This is a genomic window from Streptomyces phaeoluteigriseus, from assembly GCF_001896135.2.
Classification (GTDB): domain Bacteria; phylum Actinomycetota; class Actinomycetes; order Streptomycetales; family Streptomycetaceae; genus Streptomyces; species Streptomyces phaeoluteigriseus.
This window is the reverse complement of record NZ_MPOH02000016.1, coordinates 537,500-557,519: the sequence shown is the minus strand read 5'-3', so window position 1 is coordinate 557,519 and position 20,020 is coordinate 537,500. Positions and strand designations below refer to the sequence as shown.

Annotated in this window: 17 protein-coding genes and 1 pseudogene; 10 read left to right on the top strand and 8 right to left on the bottom strand. The window is 69.9% G+C overall.

Annotation, left to right across the window (positions count from 1 at the left end; all coding sequences use genetic code 11):
* Positions 1 to 251: 251 nt before the first annotated feature.
* Both BM536_RS27135 and BM536_RS27130 read left to right on the top strand, forming a co-directional pair.
* Positions 252 to 1,595, top strand: a complete 1,344-nt coding sequence (locus tag BM536_RS27135; protein ID WP_094103620.1) for a nucleotide disphospho-sugar-binding domain-containing protein — start codon at positions 252 to 254, stop codon at positions 1,593 to 1,595.
* A gap of 9 nt (positions 1,596 to 1,604) precedes the next feature.
* Complete coding sequence (locus BM536_RS27130) at positions 1,605 to 2,591, top strand: aldo/keto reductase (RefSeq protein ID WP_073493426.1); 987 nt, start codon at positions 1,605 to 1,607, stop codon at positions 2,589 to 2,591.
* 114 nt (positions 2,592 to 2,705) lie between these two features.
* Here BM536_RS27130 and BM536_RS27125 read toward each other — a convergent pair whose 3' ends face one another.
* A complete protein-coding gene (locus tag BM536_RS27125) occupies positions 2,706 to 4,136 on the bottom strand; it encodes a flavin monoamine oxidase family protein (RefSeq protein ID WP_073493428.1) in 1,431 nt (476 codons plus the stop codon).
* Positions 4,137 to 4,242: 106 nt separating this feature from the next.
* Positions 4,243 to 5,481, bottom strand: a complete 1,239-nt coding sequence (locus tag BM536_RS27120; RefSeq protein ID WP_245873799.1) for an acyl-CoA dehydrogenase family protein — start codon at positions 5,479 to 5,481, stop codon at positions 4,243 to 4,245.
* A gap of 123 nt (positions 5,482 to 5,604) precedes the next feature.
* Between BM536_RS27120 and BM536_RS27115 the strand changes: the two genes are divergently transcribed.
* Positions 5,605 to 6,231: a TetR/AcrR family transcriptional regulator gene (locus BM536_RS27115; protein ID WP_073493432.1), complete on the top strand. Its 627-nt coding sequence runs from the start codon at positions 5,605 to 5,607 to the stop codon at positions 6,229 to 6,231.
* Between the two features lie 61 nt (positions 6,232 to 6,292).
* Here BM536_RS27115 and BM536_RS27110 read toward each other — a convergent pair whose 3' ends face one another.
* The 3 genes from BM536_RS27110 to BM536_RS27100 all read right to left on the bottom strand — a co-directional run bounded on the left by BM536_RS27110 (position 6,293) and on the right by BM536_RS27100 (position 9,056).
* Positions 6,293 to 7,165, bottom strand: coding sequence for an NAD(P)-dependent oxidoreductase (locus BM536_RS27110; protein ID WP_073493433.1), 873 nt, complete (start codon positions 7,163 to 7,165; stop codon positions 6,293 to 6,295).
* 105 nt (positions 7,166 to 7,270) lie between these two features.
* Positions 7,271 to 8,533: a nucleotide disphospho-sugar-binding domain-containing protein gene (locus BM536_RS27105; protein WP_342748843.1), complete on the bottom strand. Its 1,263-nt coding sequence runs from the start codon at positions 8,531 to 8,533 to the stop codon at positions 7,271 to 7,273.
* A gap of 148 nt (positions 8,534 to 8,681) precedes the next feature.
* Positions 8,682 to 9,056 (bottom strand): GNAT family N-acetyltransferase, encoded by a 375-nt coding sequence (locus tag BM536_RS27100; protein ID WP_073493437.1) that lies wholly within the window; start codon positions 9,054 to 9,056, stop codon positions 8,682 to 8,684.
* A 165-nt stretch (positions 9,057 to 9,221) separates the two neighbouring features.
* Between BM536_RS27100 and BM536_RS27095 the strand changes: the two genes are divergently transcribed.
* The gene (locus tag BM536_RS27095) at positions 9,222 to 9,986 is read left to right on the top strand and encodes an SDR family NAD(P)-dependent oxidoreductase (protein WP_073493439.1); all 765 of its coding nucleotides are present in this window, start codon (positions 9,222 to 9,224) and stop codon (positions 9,984 to 9,986) included.
* 157 nt (positions 9,987 to 10,143) lie between these two features.
* Here BM536_RS27095 and BM536_RS27090 read toward each other — a convergent pair whose 3' ends face one another.
* Positions 10,144 to 10,926 carry a ScbA/BarX family gamma-butyrolactone biosynthesis protein gene (locus BM536_RS27090; RefSeq protein ID WP_143650972.1) on the bottom strand — a complete coding sequence of 261 codons (783 nt, stop codon included), beginning with the start codon at positions 10,924 to 10,926 and terminating at the stop codon, positions 10,144 to 10,146.
* A gap of 263 nt (positions 10,927 to 11,189) precedes the next feature.
* On the opposite strand from BM536_RS27090, the gene BM536_RS27085 reads away from it, so the two are divergent.
* The 4 genes and pseudogenes from BM536_RS27085 to aspA form a co-directional block, all read left to right on the top strand.
* Entirely contained in the window at positions 11,190 to 11,849 is a 660-nt protein-coding gene (locus BM536_RS27085; RefSeq protein WP_073493443.1) for a ScbR family autoregulator-binding transcription factor, read from the top strand.
* 169 nt (positions 11,850 to 12,018) lie between these two features.
* Entirely contained in the window at positions 12,019 to 13,188 is a 1,170-nt protein-coding gene (locus tag BM536_RS27080) for an IS701 family transposase (RefSeq protein ID WP_245873797.1), read from the top strand.
* A gap of 242 nt (positions 13,189 to 13,430) precedes the next feature.
* Positions 13,431 to 14,192 carry an AfsR/SARP family transcriptional regulator gene (locus tag BM536_RS27075; RefSeq protein ID WP_245873795.1) on the top strand — a complete coding sequence of 254 codons (762 nt, stop codon included), beginning with the start codon at positions 13,431 to 13,433 and terminating at the stop codon, positions 14,190 to 14,192.
* Between the two features lie 289 nt (positions 14,193 to 14,481).
* Positions 14,482 to 14,643 (top strand): annotated as a pseudogene (aspA, locus tag BM536_RS43220) (aspartate ammonia-lyase); the annotation flags it as partial.
* Between the two features lie 153 nt (positions 14,644 to 14,796).
* On the opposite strand, the gene BM536_RS27070 reads toward aspA, so the two are convergent.
* Together BM536_RS27070 and BM536_RS27065 are read right to left on the bottom strand one after the other, a co-directional pair.
* A complete protein-coding gene (locus BM536_RS27070; protein WP_073493449.1) occupies positions 14,797 to 16,326 on the bottom strand; it encodes a helix-turn-helix domain-containing protein in 1,530 nt (509 codons plus the stop codon).
* 64 nt (positions 16,327 to 16,390) lie between these two features.
* Positions 16,391 to 16,591, bottom strand: a complete 201-nt coding sequence (locus BM536_RS27065) for a DUF4236 domain-containing protein (protein ID WP_073493451.1) — start codon at positions 16,589 to 16,591, stop codon at positions 16,391 to 16,393.
* Between the two features lie 515 nt (positions 16,592 to 17,106).
* On the opposite strand from BM536_RS27065, the gene BM536_RS27060 reads away from it, so the two are divergent.
* Together BM536_RS27060 and BM536_RS44960 are read left to right on the top strand one after the other, a co-directional pair.
* A complete protein-coding gene (locus tag BM536_RS27060; RefSeq protein ID WP_425444685.1) occupies positions 17,107 to 19,407 on the top strand; it encodes an aconitate hydratase in 2,301 nt (766 codons plus the stop codon).
* A complete protein-coding gene (locus tag BM536_RS44960; protein WP_425444684.1) occupies positions 19,350 to 19,940 on the top strand; it encodes a hypothetical protein in 591 nt (196 codons plus the stop codon). The genes BM536_RS27060 and BM536_RS44960 overlap by 58 nt, the downstream gene beginning before the upstream one ends.
* The last annotated feature ends 80 nt before the right edge of the window (positions 19,941 to 20,020 follow it).

Genomic DNA, 20,020 nt, shown 5'->3' with positions numbered 1-20,020 from the left:
GCTCCATCGTGGTTCGCGGCCCCACAACCCTCAAGCGCGCTCCCCTGTGTTTGTCACTTACCTCTCGGAAAGTGCGTGACCACCCGGGCCGGCGCCCCGACTCGAGTGAGGTGCCGTCGCGACACCCGTTCGGGATTACCCCGCAGTGGACGACGATTGGGCGCGCTTGCGTAGCGTCACTCGGGCCCCGTGCGCCGTTGTGCCGACCGCGCCCCACGAGGAGCCGGCACTGAGAACGAGGAGATTTCTGCATGCGCGTGCTCATGACGGTGTGGCCGGCGGCCGCGCATCTGTATCCCGTGGTCCCTCTCGCATGGGCCCTGCACAGCGCCGGACACGAGGTCGTCGTCGCCTCGCACCCCGACATGGCGGCGACCATCGCCTCGGTGGGACTCACCTCGATACCCCTCGGTGACGCGCGGAGCATGCCGTCCCCCCGGGCCGCCACCCGCCCGGTCCCCCCGGCCATGGCCGAGGAACTGGACGCCGTCGAACGGGCCTTGGACCTGCCCCCCGCCGACGCCGACCCGTGGAAGATGTTCCGTACGTTCGTGCTCCCGGCGATCTGGGACTTCCACCCGGCCGACGCCACGCCGGCCGCACCGCCGCCCGGCATCGACGACCTGGTCTCCTTCTGCCGGTTCTGGCAGCCCGATCTGGTGATCTGGGACCCGTGCTGGCCGTCGGCCGCCGTGGCGGCACGGGCCTCGGGTGCCGCCCACGCCCGGTTGCTGTGGGGCCTGGACTACTGGAGCTGGGTGACCGAACGCATCGGCGGTCTCGCGCCCGGAGCCAGGGCCGGCGTGGACCATCCGCTCGCGCGCGCGGTGCGGCCCGTCGCCGAGCACTACGGGGTGGACGTCGACGACGAGCTGCTGCTCGGCCAGTGGACCATCGACCCCGTTCCGTCCGCGATGCGGCTTCCCACCGACAACCGGGTCGTCCCGGTCCGCTGGGTGCCCTTCACCGGCACCGGAGCGGTCCCGCCCTGGCTGCGCCACGAGCCCGACCGGCCGAGGGTGGCGCTGTCCCTGGGCGTGTCGGTCCGCCAGTTCTTCAAGGACGGCGAGGAGTTCATCGCCACCATGCTGCGCAGCGTCGCCGACCTCGACGTCGAGGTGGTCGCCACGCTGGACAGCGCGCAGACCCAGGGCATCGACGTGCCGCGCAATGTCCGCACGGTCGACTACGTCCCCCTCACCCAGCTGCTGCCGAGCTGCTCGGCCATCGTCCACCACGGCGGGATCGGCACGTTCGGCGCGGCGTCGGCGATGCGGGTGCCACAGCTCGTCACCGTGGGGGACATCGAGATCGGTGTCCGGCACGACGACGGCACGCACACCTCGTTCACCGCCAAGCACATGGACGCCCCACCCACGTCGCGGTACGTCCTCAGCCGCGGGGCCGGCCTGGTGCTGGACCGCGCCGAGCACTCCGTCGAGGAGATGAGCAAGCGGCTCGCCCGCGTCCTGACCGAGCCTTCCTTCCAGGCCGGTGCCGACGGCGTCCACGAGGAACTTCTCGCCACCCCGAGCCCGCACGACATCGTCCCGCTGCTCGAACGGCTGACCGACAACCGACGGAACGGGGGCTGACACACCGCCATGCGCTACACCCACCTGGGCCGCACCGCCCTCAAGGTCAGCGAGATATGCCTGGGAACCCTGAACCTCGGGGTCAGGGCGAGCGACGAGGAGAGCCACGCCATCCTCGACACCGCGCTCGACCACGGCGTGAACTTCATCGACACGGCCAACCAGTACGGCTGGCAGAAGCACAAGGGCTTCACCGAGGAGTTCCTGGGTTCCTGGTTCGCCCGCGGCGGCGGCCGGCGCGAGAAGGTCGTCCTCGCGACCAAGGTGGCCAGTCCCATGAGCGACTGGCCCAACGACTCCGGGCTCTCGGCCCGTCACATCATCGCCTCGTGCGACGCGTCGCTGCGGCGCCTGGGCACCGACTGGATCGACCTGTTCCAGATGCACCGCCTCGACCGGCACGCCCCCTGGGAGGAGGTGTGGCAGGCGATGGACACCCTCACCCAGCAGGGCAAGGTGCGTTACGTGGGCTCCTCCAACTTCGCCGGATGGCACATCGCCGAGGCCCAGGAGGCCGCCACGCGCCGCCACTTCCTGGGCATCGTGTCCGAGCAGAGCGTGTACAACCTCGTCACCCGGCACGTCGAACTCGAGGTGATCCCGGCCTGCCTGCGCTACGGAGTGGCCGTACTGGCGTGGTCACCGCTGCACGGCGGACTGCTCGGCGGGGCCCTGCGCAAGCTGTCCGAGAACAGCGCGGTGAAGAGCGCCCAGGGCCGGGCGGCGGAGGCACTGGAGGACCACCGCGAGGCCGTCACGGCGTACGAGAAGCTGTGCGCGGACCTCTCGGCGGACCCCGCCGAGGTCGGTCTCGCCTGGGTCATGTCCCGCCCGGGCGTCACGGCCCCGGTGATCGGCCCGCGCAGCGTGGAGCAGTTGCACGGAGCCCTGCGGGCCACACGACTGAGCCTCGACGACGAGGTGCTGCGCACCCTCGACGAGCTGTTCCCACCCGTGGGAAGGGGCGGCCCCGGCCCGGAGGCCTGGGCGCGGTGACCGGCGCCGTGTCGCTCCGCGGGGCTCGGGCGCGAGAGCCCGTCCCCCGGCGGCACGGCACATGGCGAAGCGCCGCCGCGGACCGGAGGATCCGCGGCGGCGCTTCGGCGTCCGTCACCCAACGAGTGCGACAGCCTGGCTCGCGGCACGCAGCCCGGACTCGATCGCGCCCTCTATGTAGGCGCCGTGCCAACCCCGCGCGATGTCCGCGCCGGCGAACAGGATCCGGCCGTGCGGTTCCTCGATCCGCGGAAACAGGTTGAGCAACTGGCCGGGCCTGCGCAGGCCCCAGCCACCGCGCGCGTACCGGTCCCTGCCCCAGTCCATCGTCCGGTACCGGATGAGCGAACTGCCGGGCAGGAACTGCCGGACGGCTTCCTGCACGGCCAGGGGGTCACTGGTGTCGAGGGACGGTCCGGCGAAGGCGACCATCAGACGCCCGTCGGCCAGCTGCTGCTGCGGCAGCATCATGCTGATGGGGGAGCCCTCCGGCGTCTGGGCGAACAGCGCCTCCGTCCGGCCACGGACGTGGAGCCACAGCTTGTTCGAGTGCGGGACGCCGATTCCCTGTCGTGCCGCCGTCGCGTGGGCAGGGGGAAGGCCCGGCTGGAAGACGATGTCCTGCCACACGTTCGTCGGAGTCGCGACGACCACCAGCGGGGCCGTGTACCGCTTCCCGCTCGATACCTCCACGGTCACCGCACCGTTGGACTCGGTGATCCTGGTGACCGCCGACTGGAGGCGCACCTCGGCCCGGGCCTCCGCGAGCATGGCCCGGAGCAGCGAGATCATGCCGCCCGCGGGCTTCTGGTTCATCGACAGGAAGCTCTCGTAGTTCCCGCCGGCGAGCTGGAACCACTGCGACATGCCGGTGAGTGCGCCGATCGAACTCGGCCCGCCGGAGTACAGGGACGTCTCACTGTTCAGCCGGTGGAATTCCCTGGGGGACAGGGAGAGCTGCCGGAGCCGGTCGGCGAGGGACAGACCGTCCACGTCCACGAGCAGGTCCCTGCGGTGAAGCGGCTCGTACGGGCGCTCGAAGTAGCTCTCGGAGCCGCGGTAGAACTCCGCCCACAGCGGACCGAGTGCCCCGACGGCCTCCTCCGGCGTCATGCTCTCCAGGCCGCTGTCACCCGGCAGCAGCATGCGCTCCGGACCTATGTCGGGGCTGGTGGTGATGCCGTAGCGGGTGAGTTCCCGCTGCACGAGCGCCTGCTGTTCCCCCACCCAGCCGCCGCCGATCTCCACCTGCTCGCCGGAGAAGGTGTCGGTCCATATGCGGCCGCCAGTGCGCTTCCTGGCTTCCAGGACGAGCGGCTTCATCCCGCGCGCGGACAGTTCACGAGCCACGGTCACACCGGCATAGCCCGCACCGATGATGAGGGCGTCCGCGGACTCGTCCGCCGCCGCGCCGCGCCGGTCGGCCGCCTGGGCGGACCCGACGCCGCCGACGGACGCGACGACCATGGCAGCTCCCGCTGCCTTGAGGAAGGGGCGCCGGGCGATACGGCGATGACGTGCCGGTTCGGTTTCGCGAGATGTCACGGATCTTCCTTGTTGGTTGTTCTGTTCGTACGTCGCTGCGCGGGCTCGGAGTACGAGCCCGCGCGGTCGCCGACCGGGTCGTCCGGCGGCTGACGCGGAGGCGTGGTCAGAGGTAATCGGTGCCGGGTTCCAGCCCGAGCAGAACTCGGCCCTGGGCCTCGAGCGAGCCGATCGGGGCGAGCAGACCGTGCAGCGAGAGCGCCGTGATGTCCCGGTGGATGCGCTGCAGCGCCATGCCGCGCGTGATGGAGGAGGCCGGGCTCAGCGTGAGCAGCATGGCGACGGCCTCTTTCGTGGTCTGTGCCACGAAGGCGAGTTGGCCGCGCACCGTGGCCTTTTCCTCCAGCGTCATCTGCTCCCCGTCGTCCGCGCGTCGCTGCACGGTTTCGAGCAGGGCCCGCTGAAGCCCTTCGCAGGATGCGATCTTGTTGGCGGCCATGGCCACCTGGAACTGGATGTGCGGGTGTTCCTTCTGCTCGGACCAGTTCGTGTAGGTGATGCCCTTTCCGGGCAGGCGCGCGGCGAATTCGTCCAGGGCCGCCTTGGCCAGGCCGATGAACACGGATGTGGTGACGGCCAGGATGTAGCTGAACAGGCTGTAGTTGCGGCCGGTGAGGTGTGCGTTCCACCGATCCGCTGTGGCCGACTCGTACACCGCTGCGTCGACCACGCGGTGCGCGGGGACGAAGACGTCCTTCGCGGTCGAGGTGACGCTGCCGGTGCCGGCGGCGCCGAAGACGTCCCAGTCGTCGGCTGTGGTCAGCTCACCGGTGGGCACCAGCGGGAACACTTCCTCGACCTGCCCGTCCTCGTGCTCGACCAGGGCGGTGCACACGTTCCAATGGGCGCCGAGAACACCGGTGTTGAACCGCCAGGACCCGTTCAGGACGTAGCCGCCCTCGGTCGGGACGAGAGTGCCGGAGGGCGTGAAGCCGCCGGAAATGCGCACCTTGCCGTCCGCGAACACCTCCTCCTGCGCGGTGTCGGGGTAGAGGGTGGCCATCCAGGCCGTCGTCACCCAGACCACGGAGACCCAGCCCGTCGAGCCGCAGGCTCGTGCCGTCTCCGTGAGGAGAGCGGCCTGCTGCTCGGCGGGCAGATCGAGACCCCCGAAGCGCTCGGGTACCGCGGCGCCGAACAGGCCGGTGCTTTCCAGCAGTTCGATGTTGGTCCGCGGAATCCAGTTCTCCTCCTCGGCGCGTCTGCCGTTGCCTCGGAGGGTCGGAGCGATCTCTCGAATCGCTTCGAGCACCTTCAGGAAATCCTTCTCCGTGGCGACCATTCGGCCTTCTTTCTCTGCAACGGTCCTTGCGGCGGGGGAAATTGCGTACCGCTCGGTTCGCACGGACCGTATCGGGGCACCGTCAATGAGCCGGTAATTCCGGTAATTCCGGCTCGGGATCATGAGGGTCGCCACCTCTGGAAAGAACGCTCTACCTGGTAGCCTCGCACTGTGAAGACGAAGCCCATGAGTGACGAGAAACGGTCGGCGGACGCCCCCGAGCCCGTCGTCGCCACCCGTGAACGCATCGCCCGGGCGGCCTCACGACTGATGCAACGCCAGGGATACGACGGCACGGGGATCAAGCAGATCTCCGCCGAGGCAGGCGCGACGCTCGGCTCGGTCTATCACTTCTTCCCCGGCGGCAAGCTGGAACTGGCCCTCGAGGCGCTCAACCGCGGCAACCGGGAGTTCGTCGACGAACTGCGCGCCGTCTTCGACGAAGAGGAGGACCCGGCCGCGGCGATGGTGCTCCTCACCCGCAGACTCGCCGACGGGTTGCGCGCGTCGGACTGGATGGACGGCTGCCCCATCACCACCACGGCACTGGGCGCTTCCGGCCGTCTTCCCCAGATCCAGGCGGCGGCGTCGGAGGCGTTCGTGCGATGGCACGCCCTGGTCTTCGACAGGCTGACGGAGTCGGGGGTGGCGGAGGACGCCGCCCGCGCACTGGCGCACACCGTCATCAGCATCTTGGAGGGCGCCGAGCTGACGGCTCAGGTGACCAGGAGCAGTGCGCCGTTGGAGGCCGCGGGCAGGCACCTGGCCCGGCTGATCGACGGGGACCGAGAGGCGGCCACCGGACAGGAGTGAGTCGACATGCCGAGGGCGCGCGCGCACGCCGTTCGGTGTGCACGCGCGCCCTCGAAGCGGTTCAGGCCGTGGGCTTCCTGAAGGTTTCGATCAGGCTGGTGAAGCTGTCGGCCGCGTGTCCCGCGTCGACGCCCCGCCGGAAGATCTCCAGGACCGCCTCGGGCAGTGCGGCGTCGACGCCCGCGTCCTTGGCGGTCTGCACCACGTGGTCGACGCTGGCCACGCCCATGGCCAGCCTGTCGACGTCGCCCGGGTGTTCGCCGGCGTCGATGCGGGGCGTGTAGAACGCGAAGAAGTCCGGCATCGAGCCCACCGTGCCGGAGAGGTACGGCAGCATGTCCTGTGCGCTGATCCCGTGGGCGTCGGCCACCGCGAGCGCGTGCAGGTACGCGAGCGCGGCGGTCCAGAAGACGTCCAGCTGGAGCTGGTAGTACAGCGCGGCCAGGCCGGGGTCCTCACCCCGGTAGTCGGTCTTGGTGAGTACCTCGAGGGTCTCCTTGACCGACTCGAACACCTGCTGGGGGCCGCTGTAGAAGGAGAAGGACTCGGGGTCGCCGATACCCGTGGGAGAAGCCTGCACGCCACCCGTGAGGTACTCGGCGCCATGGCGTGCCGCCCACTTGGCCGCCTCCCGTGCCTTCTCAGGGGTGTCCGAGCTGAGGTTGACGACGACCTTGCCCGACAGCGCATGCGTGGCGGGTTCCAGAATGGCGTACATCGCGTCGTAGTCCGTCAGGCTGAGGACCACTAACCCGCTGGCCGACAGCGCCTCCGCCGGGCTGGACGCCAGCACGGCCCCCTTGGCCACGAGGTCGTCGGCCCTGCTCGCGGTGCGGTTCCACACGGTCACCCGGTGGCCGTGGTCGATGTACGTGCTGGCCATCGCATGGCCCATCGGGCCCAGCCCGATGACGGTGACCGGCTGCTTCTGCATGAAGACCCCTTACGCGCTGCCCATTGAATCGATCGTTCTAACAAGTGCTCAGGCTAGCACGGGCGCTAGTAAGAACGCTCTAACCAGCCCTAACCGGCGCCGTGTTCAGACGGTTGCGCGGTGCTCCGCCACCAGGCGTTCGAGAACCGGCACCACGTCGGCTGGGCTCGGGGAGGCGAGGAGATCACGGCGCAGCCCCTCCGAGGCCCGCTGGAAGGACGGCTCCTCCAGGACCCTGATGACCATCTTGCGGATGTCGTCCACCGAGCACTCCGCGTGCTCCAGCCGGAGGCCCGCGCCCTGTTCGGTCAGGTAATGCGCGCTGATCGGCCCTTCCATGACCGCGTCGCCGTCCATCGCGACGATCTGCGGCACCGCCGCAGCCGCGGCAGCGCACATGGTGCCGTACCCGCCGTGGTGGATCACCGCCGAGCAGGTCGGCAACAGGTGGGAGAGCGGCATGTAGTCGATCGTCCGCACGTTGTCGGGCACGCGGTCGATCCCCTCGAGTTGTGCGGCGTTCAGCGTGGCCACGACGTCGATGTCCAACTCGCCGACGGCTTCGAGGAGATTGGCGATCAGTGGCTTGCTGTCCTTGCTGAAGGCGCGCATCGACGCGCCCAGCGTGAGGGCCACGCGCGGTCGGCCGGTGCGCTCGTGCAGCCACTCGGGCAGGACGCCGGACCCGGTGTACGGGACCCAGCTCATGGGCACGGTTCGACGCCCCGTGGGCAACCGCATCCCGGGCGGCATGGGATCCAGGGACCACTGACCGTGCAGCAGTTCGTCGTCGAACGCCATCTCGTACCGTTCGGCCATCGCGCGCACCGCCGCCACCACCGGGTCCACGTCGGTGAGCGCCTCCCCCAGCTCGTCCTTGCGCCGGGCGTAACGGTCCACCGACCACCCCACGTGGTCCAGCCCCCAGAGCAGGCGTGCGTGGGCGGCTCCCACGGTCCTGGCCGCCACGGCGGAGGCCGGCATCGTGGGGTCCCAGAGCACCAGATCCGGCTGCCAGCTCCGGCAGAACCGGACCAGCGCGTCCAGCACGGGCTGAGGACGGTCGGGCGGGGCGTCGGCGGGCTGCAGGTCGTTCAGCGCCGGGGCGACATAGTCGCGCTGGAGGCGCCAGATGTGCGGAGCCACGGGGTCGACGGGGTCGATCGCCATCGCCTCGGTGATGCGCGACCACGCCTGCCGCGACTCCTCCGGAGCCGGAGTCGCGGCACCGACGGAACGCGGGAGGTCGTTCTCGTCGACGAGCGAGACGGCGGCGAGTCCGGCGGCCGTGGTCGGACCGGCGAGGGCGGGCCGGGAGGCCACACGGACATCGTGTCCCGCTGCCTGGAGGGCCCAGGCGAGCGGCACACTGGGAAAGAGATGTGCCGCAGCGGGCCAGACGGTGAACAAGACGCGCACAGGAATCTCCGATTCTCTTCTCTCACTGACGGCATGGCGCGCCTCATCCGCTCTCACCCCGGTGGCGAGCCGGGGAAAGCGGAGGAGGGCCGCGGGTTCAGGTGCCGATGTGTGCGGGGCGCTGCGGACCGGCCGTCCGTTCCTCGGCCAGGACGGACCGGACCTCCGGGTTCGGGCGTCGGCCACGATGAGGAAGGTGGCCGCGGCCGACACCCTCGAAGGGCATGCCGAGCCGCTCGGCCACGGCGATGCCTGCGTGGTCGTCCGGTGCCACCCGGCACCGCACCCGGGACATGCCGCGCAAGCGGACCGCCCGGTCGGTCGTCAGCTGCGCGGCGAAGAGGGCGAAGCAGGTGCCGCCGGCACACTCGCCGTCGAGATGGATGCCATGGATCCGGGGCCCGAACTCGGCGGCCTGCCACGGTCGCGTGGGACGCGGTTCGGCGCCGTCGCCAGGGCATGCACCGAGCAAGGCAATCTCCTAGGGAGCCGTGGTTTCCCGACGAGCTGGACGACGGGCCGCAGGGCCACGTCCTCACGTGCCGGGACCGAGCCGTCGCAGCGTATGACGGGCGGTCGAGGTCGCAGTCATCGCGCGGTAATCACGCCCGCCGCCCCCGCCTGTCAGACTCCCGCCATGACCAGTGATCTTCTGAAGGGGAAGGCCGTACTCGTCACCGGCGCGAGCAGCGGCATAGGCGAGGCGGCGGCACGGGTGTTCGCGGAGGAGGGGGCGGTGGTCGTGGTCACCGCTCGGCGGGAGGAGCGGCTGGCCGCTCTCGTGGGGGAACTGCGCGACAAGGGGGCGGAGGCGGCGTACGTGGTCGGCGACGTCCGCGTCGCGCAGGACGTAGCGAGGGCGGTGGATTTCGTCGTCGCGCGGTACGGTCGGCTCGACGCGGCGTTCAACAACGCCGGGATCGGTGGTGACCGCACCCCCTTGCACCAGATGTCGGACGACGTCTACGACAGTGTCATGGACACCAATGTCCGGGGCGTCTTCAACTGCCTGCGCCACGAGATCGCCGCCATGCTGCCGAACGGCGGCGGCTCCATCGTCAACAACAGCAGTGTCGGTGGTCTGGTGGCCATCCCCACGGCCGCCCCGTACATCGCGTCCAAGCACGCGGTCGTCGGGCTGACCCGGGCCGCCGCCGACGAATACGCCAAGCAGGGTGTCCGGGTGAACGCCATCGCCCCCGGGACCACACGCAGCGAGATCACCCTCGACTGGTTCAGCCGCAACCCAGGGCTTCAGGATCTGGTCAACTCCCTGACGCCCCAGGGGCGTACGGCCGAGCCGGAGGAGGTCGCACAGGCCGCCGCATGGCTGCTCAGCGACCGCTGTCCCTTCCTGACCGGCACGGTGATGCCGGTGGACGGCGGCTTCGTCAACCAGTGACAGCGGACCGGGGAGCCGGCCGACGGGCCGCTGTGGGCGGGCGACGGCGGGGTCTCGGCGGCCTCCGGTCGATCAGTGACAGCGGACCGGGGAGTGCGTCCGGCCGCGGTGGCCGCGGCGCACTCCCCGGTCCGGGAGTCTCACGGCATCGGCCGCGTCACCGTACGGATGTCCGCCGTGAAGGCCGGCGCGTCGGCCTGGGCGCCCGTGACCCGGACGGCGAACCGCCCGGACCGGCCGGGCCGATCACCCGAGCGTCGATCAGACACGGCTCCCCGAACTCGACATAGCGCAGAAAGGTGGTGGTGACCGAAACGGGCAGGGAGACCACCGGGGCGAGCAGCGCCTGGACAGCCTGATGAGCCGCCTCCCACAGGACCAGCCCGGGGACGTGGTCGACGGGGTGGTCGAAGAGCAGCACATTGCTCACGTCGTTGCGCAGCTGCCAGCGGTGCGGCACGGCCGTGGGCGCGAGCACCACGTCCGCGGCGCGGCTTCGGCCGACGAGTGCGGCGTCGACGGGGGCGGGGAGGGGCCAGTCGCCCCAGTCGACGGTGAGGTGGTCGCCGCGCACGCGTCGGTACGCGGCCGGGGAGATCCACGCGAACTCGGTGTCGGCCCGCACCACGGGATCGCCGCCCGGGGACGTCCGGATCTCCATGTGCATCGCGTGAGCGGCACGACGGCCGCTCCTGCCCGGGGAGACGGTGATGTCGACGACCAGCGTCGAAGGACCGGTGTCCGACACCCGGAAGTCCGGTGAGACGGTGAGGTCGAGGGAGTTCAGCATGGTGTGGTGCTCGAGCGGAACCTCGTACTCTGCGTGCGCGACGGTCAGGCCGCTCTGTCTGATCGTCTGGGTGAGTATGCGCGGATCGTACGGCTGTCCGTGCGGGGCGGCGGGCCAACGGAGGCACAGCGTGAACGCGTTCTCGCTCACGCGCCGCCAACTCTGGACGAGAACGGCTTCGGCGTGTCTGAGGTGGGTGTAGGCGCCGAGGAGCAACCGGGAGGGCGATTCCCCCCGAGGGCTGGGTAAACAGCGTGGCGCTACAGGGACTTCGGGCAAGATCTCCCCCTTGGATCCGGCCTACAAGGCAGCTGCGTGAGTTGCGTTGTTAAAGTACCGGCCCTCCGTCCGGTTTCGGAGACTGAGTAAGTGTGAGTTCAAGCACCAGTAAAGGAAAGGTCATGGTGGAGTGAGTGGCCAGACAGGAACGCGCCATCCGTACACGCAGGGCCATCCTCGAGGCCGCCGCTCGGATGTTCAACGAGCTGGGCTACGAGGCCAGCACCATCGGCATGCTCATCGAGCGTGCCCAACTCACCCGGGGCGGGGTGTACTTCCACTTCACGTCGAAGGAGCAGCTGGCACGCGCGGTGCTCGACGAGGCCGTGACCAGGGAGGGGCTCGTGCCGCAGGCGCTGAAGCTGCAGGAGTGGGTGGATCTGGCGCTTCTGCTGGCGTACCGCGTCCCCCGTGAACCCGTGCTCAGTGCCTCGATACGACTGTCCGTCGACTCCAAGGCACGGTCCCTGTTCGGCACCCGTTGGCCGGACTGGATCGCCGTGTCGACGGACCTACTCACGGAGGCCAAGGAGCGGGGTGAACTCCGGTTCCACGTCGATCCGGCGGAGATCGCCCGGCTCCTGGTCGGGGCCTGGACCGGTGTCCAGCTGGTCACCGAGACGCTGCCCGACCGCGACCTGTCCCAGGAGGTGTCGGCCCTGTTCGCCCTCGTGCTGCCCAGCGTGGTGCCTGCCGAGGTCCTGGCCAAGCTGGACATCTCCCACTACCGGGCCGAACACCTGCTGGCAGCCGCCCGGTCGGACGAGAAGTCCGTCGCGGTTCCGCCGTCCTGACGCGGTGTCGGCGGCTCCGGCGGACGTCGATGGCCGCGGGCACCCGGAGGCGGTCGATCTTCGCGCAAATAAACAGGACTGATTGACGGTTTATGTAAGAGTGGACGGGCGGGTGCGTGCGTTACGCGCCACCTCGTCGAACGCATGACCGACGTCAACTGGGGGATCCGTGCGTCTGAGCCTGCTCAAACCCGTCTGCACACACATGGACTCGTCCTGCGAGTCCCTGCTGGAAGAACTCGGTGCTCACCTCTTCGGATCCCTGCAGCGCAGTGGCCAGCGACTCAAGGCCGAGCGGTACGTGCGCGGCCTGCTGACCGTGCCGGGGCGCAAGACGCTGCGCAACATCGCCGCCCAGTTCGAGGGCGGCGCGGCGCAGCAGAGCGTCCACCACTTCATCAGCGAGTCGCCGTGGGAGTGGATGCCGGTGCGCCACGCACTGGCGCAGTACGTGCAGAGGAACCTGGCGCCGGACGCCTGGGTCGTCAGGTCCACGGTGATCCCCAAGGTCGGTCTGCACTCGATCGGTGTCGACCAGCACTTCCTCCCGCACATGGGTCAGACCGTGACCGGTCAGCAGGCGGTGGGGGCGTGGCTGGTGTCCGGCAGGTCCGCGGTGCCGATCGACTGGCGCCTGCGGCTGTCGGGCCGCTGGCTCAGCAGTCCTCGCCGGCAGCGGGCCGGCATCCCCGCCGGAGTCACGGCCGACTCCCTGGACGACTGCGTGCGCGAGGCCGTCGCCGCCATCGCGGGCATCCCCCAGGTCCGCCACCGTCCCGTGGTGGTGGACGTCGACGGCATCGACGCGCCGGCCCTGGCCCGGCACTTCACCTCGGCCGGGGTCCCCTTCGTCGTGCGGGTCGACCCTCAGGAGCAGTTACGGATCGACCGGTCGCAGCTGCCGACGTACGGCGACAGGGTGCGTACCGCGGCGGAGCTGGCCTCCTCCCTCGTCAGCCTGAGGCAGCAGGTCAACACCGGTGAACGCCCTGTGACGGCCGTGGAGATACCGGTCACCGCCGCCGAGCCGGCCGCCGCGGGAGGCGGTGGCATGACGCTGGTCGGCGAGTGGCGGGGGGCGGACACCAGGCCCGGGAAGCTGTGGCTGGCCGGTGGTGGCCTCCAACCGCTGCCGCTGGTCCTGTGGCTCACCGCGCTGCCCCACGTCGTCGCGCGCGACTTCCACGCGATCTCCGACAAGGTGGGGATACGGGACTTCGCCGGCCGGTCCTTTCCCGGCTGGCACCGCCACGTCACCCTGGCCTCCGCCGCCCACCTGGCCGTAGCCCTGGAGGACAGCGCCGTGCTGCCCGCCCTGCACCCCGCGGCACGCGCGTGACGGGCCCCACAGTAACCAACCTACCGTCCGGTAATGTGACACTCTCGGCCTCGCACAGAAGACTCACAGTCTTCCGCCGCCTACCGTCTCAGCTGTCCGGATCGACCGACCGGACACGGCCACGAGCGCCGGACGGCGGCGGAAGGAGTGTGCGGCCAGTGCAGTTCCACCTCATCGGCCCATTCCGGATCACTACCGATGAAGGCGAGACGTTCGCTCCCAAGGCTCCGAAGGTCTGTCAGATGCTCGCCGTCCTGGCACTCCAGCCACGCGAACCCGTCGCGGCGGAAACGCTGGTCCGTGAACTCTGGGGGGAGAACCCGCCGAGCGGCGCACCCCGCACCCTCCAGACGCACGTCTACCACGCCCGTCGTATGCTCCACGACGCCCAAGTCACCGATGACAAGAGGAAGTTGCTGCTCACCCAGGCTCCCGGCTACTTCCTCGACCTCGCCCGAGACGAAGTCGACGCATGTGTCTTCGAGGAACTCGTGCGACTCGCCCAGCAGGAACTCCTCCAGGAGGCACCGGAAAGAGCGGCGGCGCACCTCGACCGGGCGCTCGGTCTGTGGCGCGGCCCCATGTTGAGCAACGTGCCGGTCGCCGGGGTGCTCTCCGGCCGCATGGCCCACATGGAGGAACTCAGGATCCGCGCCCTCGAACTCCGTGTGGAGACCCAGTTCCGGCTGGGCCGCTACCGGGAGATCCTCCCGGAGCTGCGCATTCTGGTCAACGACCACCCCCTGCACGAGTGGTTCCACGGCCGGCTCATCTCGGCACTGCACCGCGCCGGCCGCCGGGCCGAGGCCCTCCAGGCCTACCAGAACCTCTACTCCGTACTCAGGCGCGAACTGGGCCTGGGTCCCTCGGAGGAACTCCAGCGGCTCCAGGCCGACATCCTCAACGCGAGCACCGACGGACCTCTCCTGCACAGATGCCGCCCCAAGTCCCTTTCCGCACCGGCCGAGTTCACGCAGCTGTGGGACTCCGCCGTCGCCAGCTGACGAGGCACCACCGGAGAGGTCGCCGGCCACGCCTCCCCGCCGATCACCGCCCGACGCGCAGGAGCGAGCGGGCGCCGGCGACGGGGCGCGCCGGTGAAGTGGCGGTGTACGCCGGGGGGCGGTCAGGCCCGGCACGGTGCCTGTCCTCGTAAGGCCCGCGCACGCATGACCGGATACGGCAGCGAAGCGCCTGGCGAACCCCGCCGTCCCGCCGCCGTCCGCCGGTCGTCGTCACTGCGCACCGCGGCCGGCGCGACCGCTGACGCGACGGCGTTGCCCCGCCCCGTTGCCGACCGGTCAGGACTTCTCCGCGTACACGGTCGTGATCGAGGAGGAGCGCTCCCGGCTCGCCGAGGCCGTGGGGCTCGCTCCCGGGCTCGACCTGGGTGCCACCGCGACCGGCACCGGACTCCATGCCCCCGACGGACACGCCGAGTCGGTTCGCCGTCATGGACGCGGTCCCCGGCCGTCCAGCACCGGACGACTGCCGACGGCCAGGCCCCGGCCCGAGGTCCCGGGAACGTCCCCCGGCTGCCGCCGCACCTTGACGGACCCGCGTCCGTGCAGGTCGAGCCATGTGCGGCGGCCCGTCGGCGACGAGGGCTCAGATGTCCCGGAAGATCTCGATCTGTGCCCCGATCGAGTTGAGGCGCTCGGCCAGGTCCTCGTAACCGCGGTTGATGACATAGACGTTGCGCAGCACGGACGTCCCCTCCGCCGCCATCATCGCCAGCAGGACGACCACCGCGGGCCGCAGCGCCGGCGGGCACATCATCTCGGCGGCGCGCCAGCGGGTCGGGCCCTCCACCAGGACCCGGTGCGGGTCGAGGAGCTGGAGCCGGCCGCCGAGGCGGTTGAGGTCGGTCAGATAGATCGCGCGGTTGTCGTAGACCCAGTCGTGGATGAGGGTCTTGCCCTGGGCGACGGCCGCGATGGCCGCGAAGAACGGCACGTTGTCGATGTTCAGGCCGGGGAACGGCATCGGGTGGATCTTGTCGATCGGCGCCTCGAGCTTCGACGGCCGGACGGTGAGGTCGACCAGGCGCGTACGGCCGTTGTCGGCGACGTACTCCGGCGTACGGTCGTGATCGAGCCCCATCTCCTCCAGCACGGCCAGCTCGATCTCCAGGAACTCGATCGGCACCCGTCGCACCGTCAGCTCCGACTCCGTGACGACGGCGGCGGCCAGCAGGCTCATCGCCTCGACCGGGTCCTCGGAGGGGGAGTAGTCCACGTCGACGTCGATGTCCGGCACACCGTGCACGGTGAGCGTCGTGGTGCCGATGCCCTCGACCTTGACGCCGAGCGCCTCCAGGAAGAAACAGAGGTCCTGGACCATGTAGTTGGAGGAGGCGTTGCGGATGACGGTCACCCCGTCGTGCCGGGCGGCGGCCAGCAGCGCGTTCTCCGTGACGGTGTCCCCGCGCTCGGTCAGCACGATCGGCCGGTCCGGGCGGACGGCACGGTCGACGACGGCGTGGTACTGCCCCTCCGTCGCCGCGATGTCCAGCCCGAACCGGCGCAGCGCGATCATGTGCGGCTCGATGGTCCGCGTCCCGAGGTCGCAGCCGCCGGCGTACGGCAGCTTGAACTGGTCCATGCGGTGCAGCAGCGGACCGAAGAACATGATGATCGAGCGGGTGCGTACGGCGGCCTCGGCGTCGATCGCCGCCATGTCCAGTTCGGCCGGCGGCACGATCTCCAGGTCGACACCCTCGTTGATCCAGCGTGCCCGTACGCCGATCGAGCTGAGCACCTCCAGGAGGCGGTAGACCTCCTCGATGCGGGCGACCCGGCGCAGCACTGTGCGCCCCCGGTTGAGCAGCGAGGCGCACAGCAGGGCCACACACGCGTTCTTGCTGGTCTTCACGTCGATGGCGCCGGACAGCCGTCGGCCGCCCACGACGCGCAGATGCATCGGCCCCGCGTAGCCCAGTGAGACGATCTCACTGTCCAGGGCTTCACCGATTCGAGCGATCATCTCAAGGCTGATGTTCTGGTTGCCGCGCTCGATGCGATTGACGGCGCTCTGGCTTGTTCCGAGCGCCTCGGCCAACTGCGCCTGTGTCCAGCCCCTGTGCTGTCGGGCGTCACGGATGAGCCTGCCGATGCGTACGAGGTAGTCGTCTGCCATGGGGTTGAGGTTATCTCAGATATGAGATCGCACCTCTTGGGGGGTCCGATGGGGTGATGCCCCGTCAACGCCGCTTGGTGTTACGCGTACGACGCCACCCGAAAGGTCCGGGCAAATCCATCGATGTCGTACGACGTCCCGTGCTGCTGTGGGTGTGGCGCGGGCCGTGCGAGCCGCCACCGGTGGTGATGGACCACGAACGTCGGTTGATGTTCAGGCGCACCCCCGGAAGGATGCGGAAACTCTTGCGGAACGTGAGAGCCATCGGAGTTCTCCTTCTCGGTCGGTATGTCGGGGTGTCGTGCGGAAGCGCTCCGCCTTCGTCTACCCCCGCCCGGCCGGGTCATGGCCGGGTCATGACCGAGTCGAGGTCGGGGCGTGGCGGGGCCGGCCGCTCCCTGGACCGGGCTGACGCACCGGCAGGTGACGCCATGTCGGGAAGATCCCGAACCGCTTCGCGAACATCGCCCCCCGGCCCCCCGGCCCCCCCCGGCGGCCCGGGTGCGGTGCGGGGCGGAAGGCCTGGCGGGAGGGCGTGTGGGGTGCGGAGCCGCGCACCGGGGGTCCGGCCGTCGTGGGCGTGCCGTGTCGCGGCGTGGCGGCCCCGGGCATGACCAACCGGCGCCCATGTACTAGAGTTATCTCGACATCGAGATATCTGCCGAGGCGCACCGCAGCCGCCACCCCAGTAAGGGTGACCTAACTTGACCTTAGCGGATCGGCCAAGCCCGCGTGACGGCAGGATGCGGTGATACGCGCACATCAATGAAGGAGACTGTCGTGTCGGCGAACAGCTTCGACGCCCGCAGCACGCTGCCGGTGGGCGACGAGTCGTACGAGATCTTCCGGCTGGACAAGGTCGAGGGCTCCGCGCGCCTTCCCTACAGCCTGAAGGTGCTGCTGGAGAACCTGCTCCGCACGGAGGACGGCGCGAACATCACCGCCGACCACATCCGCGCCCTCGGCAACTGGGACTCGCAGGCCCAGCCCGCCCAGGAGATCCAGTTCACGCCGGCCCGCGTGATCATGCAGGACTTCACCGGCGTGCCCTGTGTCGTCGACCTCGCCACCATGCGTGAGGCCGTCAAGGAGCTGGGCGGCGACCCGGCGAAGATCAACCCGCTGGCGCCGGCCGAGCTGGTCATCGACCACTCCGTCATCGCCGACAAGTTCGGCACGGCGGAGGCCTTCGGCCAGAACGTCGAGCTGGAGTACGGCCGCAACAAGGAGCGCTACCAGTTCCTGCGCTGGGGCCAGACCGCGTTCGACGAGTTCAAGGTCGTCCCGCCGGGCACCGGCATCGTCCACCAGGTGAACATCGAGCACCTGGCCCGTACGGTCATGGTCCGTAACGGTCAGGCGTACCCCGACACCCTGGTCGGCACCGACTCGCACACCACCATGGTCAACGGCCTCGGTGTCCTCGGCTGGGGCGTCGGCGGCATCGAGGCCGAGGCCGCGATGCTCGGCCAGCCGGTCTCCATGCTCATCCCGCGCGTCGTCGGCTTCAAGCTCACCGGCGAGCTGCCCGCCGGCACCACCGCCACCGACCTCGTCCTCACGATCACCGAGATGCTGCGCAAGCACGGCGTCGTCGGCAAGTTCGTCGAGTTCTACGGCGAGGGCGTCTCCGCCACCTCCCTCGCGAACCGCGCCACCATCGGCAACATGTCGCCGGAGTTCGGCTCCACCGCCGCGATCTTCCCGATCGACGACGAGACCATCAAGTACCTGAAGCTGACCGGCCGTTCCGCGCAGCAGCTCGCGCTCGTCGAGGCGTACGCCAAGGCGCAGGGCCTCTGGCTGGACCCGAAGGCCGAGCCGGACTTCTCCGAGAAGCTCGAGCTGGACCTGTCGACCGTCGTCCCCTCGATCGCCGGCCCGAAGCGCCCGCAGGACCGCATCGTCCTCGCGAACGCCGCCGAGCAGTTCACGGCCGACGTCCTCAACTACGTCGAGGCCGGTGTCACCGGCGGCGACGACCGCAAGCCGGGCGTCCCCGCGAACGAGCAGCCGCACGGTGTCCAGTCCCCGGTGGACGAGGCGAGCGCCGAGTCCTTCCCGGCCAGCGACGCCCCGGCCTACGGCAACGACGACAACGGCGCCGGTGCCCCGCAGCACTCCGCCGTCGTCCCCGGCGCCGGCCCGTCCAACCCGGTCACCGTGACCGCCCCCGACGGCTCGACGTACGAGATCGACCACGGTGCGGTGACGGTCGCGGCCATCACCTCCTGCACCAACACCTCCAACCCGTACGTCATGGTCGCCGCCGCGCTCGTCGCGAAGAAGGCCGTGGAGAAGGGCCTGACCCGCAAGCCCTGGGTCAAGACCACCCTCGCCCCGGGTTCGAAGGTCGTCACCGACTACTTCGACAAGGCGGGCCTCACCCCCTACCTCGACAAGGTCGGCTTCAACCTCGTCGGCTACGGCTGCACCACCTGCATCGGCAACTCCGGCCCGCTGCCGGAGGAGGTCTCCCAGGCCGTCAACGACCACGACCTCGCGGTCACCTCGGTCCTCTCCGGCAACCGGAACTTCGAGGGCCGTATCAACCCCGACGTCAAGATGAACTACCTGGCCTCCCCGCCGCTGGTCGTCGCGTACGCCCTCGCGGGCTCCATGAAGGTGGACATCACGCGCGACGCCCTGGGCGCCGACCAGGACGGCAACCCGGTCTACCTCAAGGACATCTGGCCCACCGAGGCCGAGGTCAACGACGTCGTGGCGAACGCCATCGGCGAGGACATGTTCAACAAGTCCTACGCCGACGTCTTCGCGGGCGACGCCCAGTGGCAGGCGCTGTCGATCCCGACCGGCAACACCTTCGAGTGGGACCCGCAGTCGACGTACGTCCGCAAGCCCCCGTACTTCGAGGGCATGACGATGGAGACCACCCCGGTCTCCGACATCACGGGCGCCCGCGTCCTGGCCAAGCTGGGCGACTCGGTCACCACCGACCACATCTCCCCGGCCGTGCCATCAAGGCCGACACCCCGGCCGGCAAGTACCTCACCGAGCACGGTGTGGAGCGTCGTGACTTCAACTCCTACGGCTCGCGCCGAGGCAACCACGAGGTCATGATCCGCGGCACGTTCGCCAACATCCGCCTGCGCAACCAGATCGCGCCGGGTACGGAAGGCGGTTACACCCGCGACTTCACCCAGGACGGCGGTCCGGTGTCGTTCATCTACGACGCCTCGCGCAACTACATCGAGCAGGGCATCCCGCTGGTCGTCCTGGCCGGCAAGGAGTACGGCTCCGGCTCGTCCCGCGACTGGGCCGCCAAGGGCACCGCGCTGCTCGGCGTCAAGGCCGTCATCGCCGAGTCGTACGAGCGCATCCACCGCTCGAACCTCATCGGCATGGGCGTCCTGCCGCTCCAGTTCCCGGAGGGCCAGTCCGCCGCCTCCCTCGGCCTGACCGGCGAGGAGACCTTCTCCTTCACCGGCGTCGAGGAACTGAACAACGGCACCACGCCGCGCACGGTCAAGGTCACCACCGACACGGGCGTCGAGTTCGACGCGGTCGTCCGCATCGACACCCCCGGTGAGGCCGACTACTACCGCAACGGCGGCATCATGCAGTACGTGCTGCGCAGCCTGATCCGCAAGTAGCGGGCAAGCGGTTCGGCAACGCGGACGAGGGCCGTTCCCCCGATGACGGGGGTGCGGCCCTTCGCCGTGTGTGGCCACGG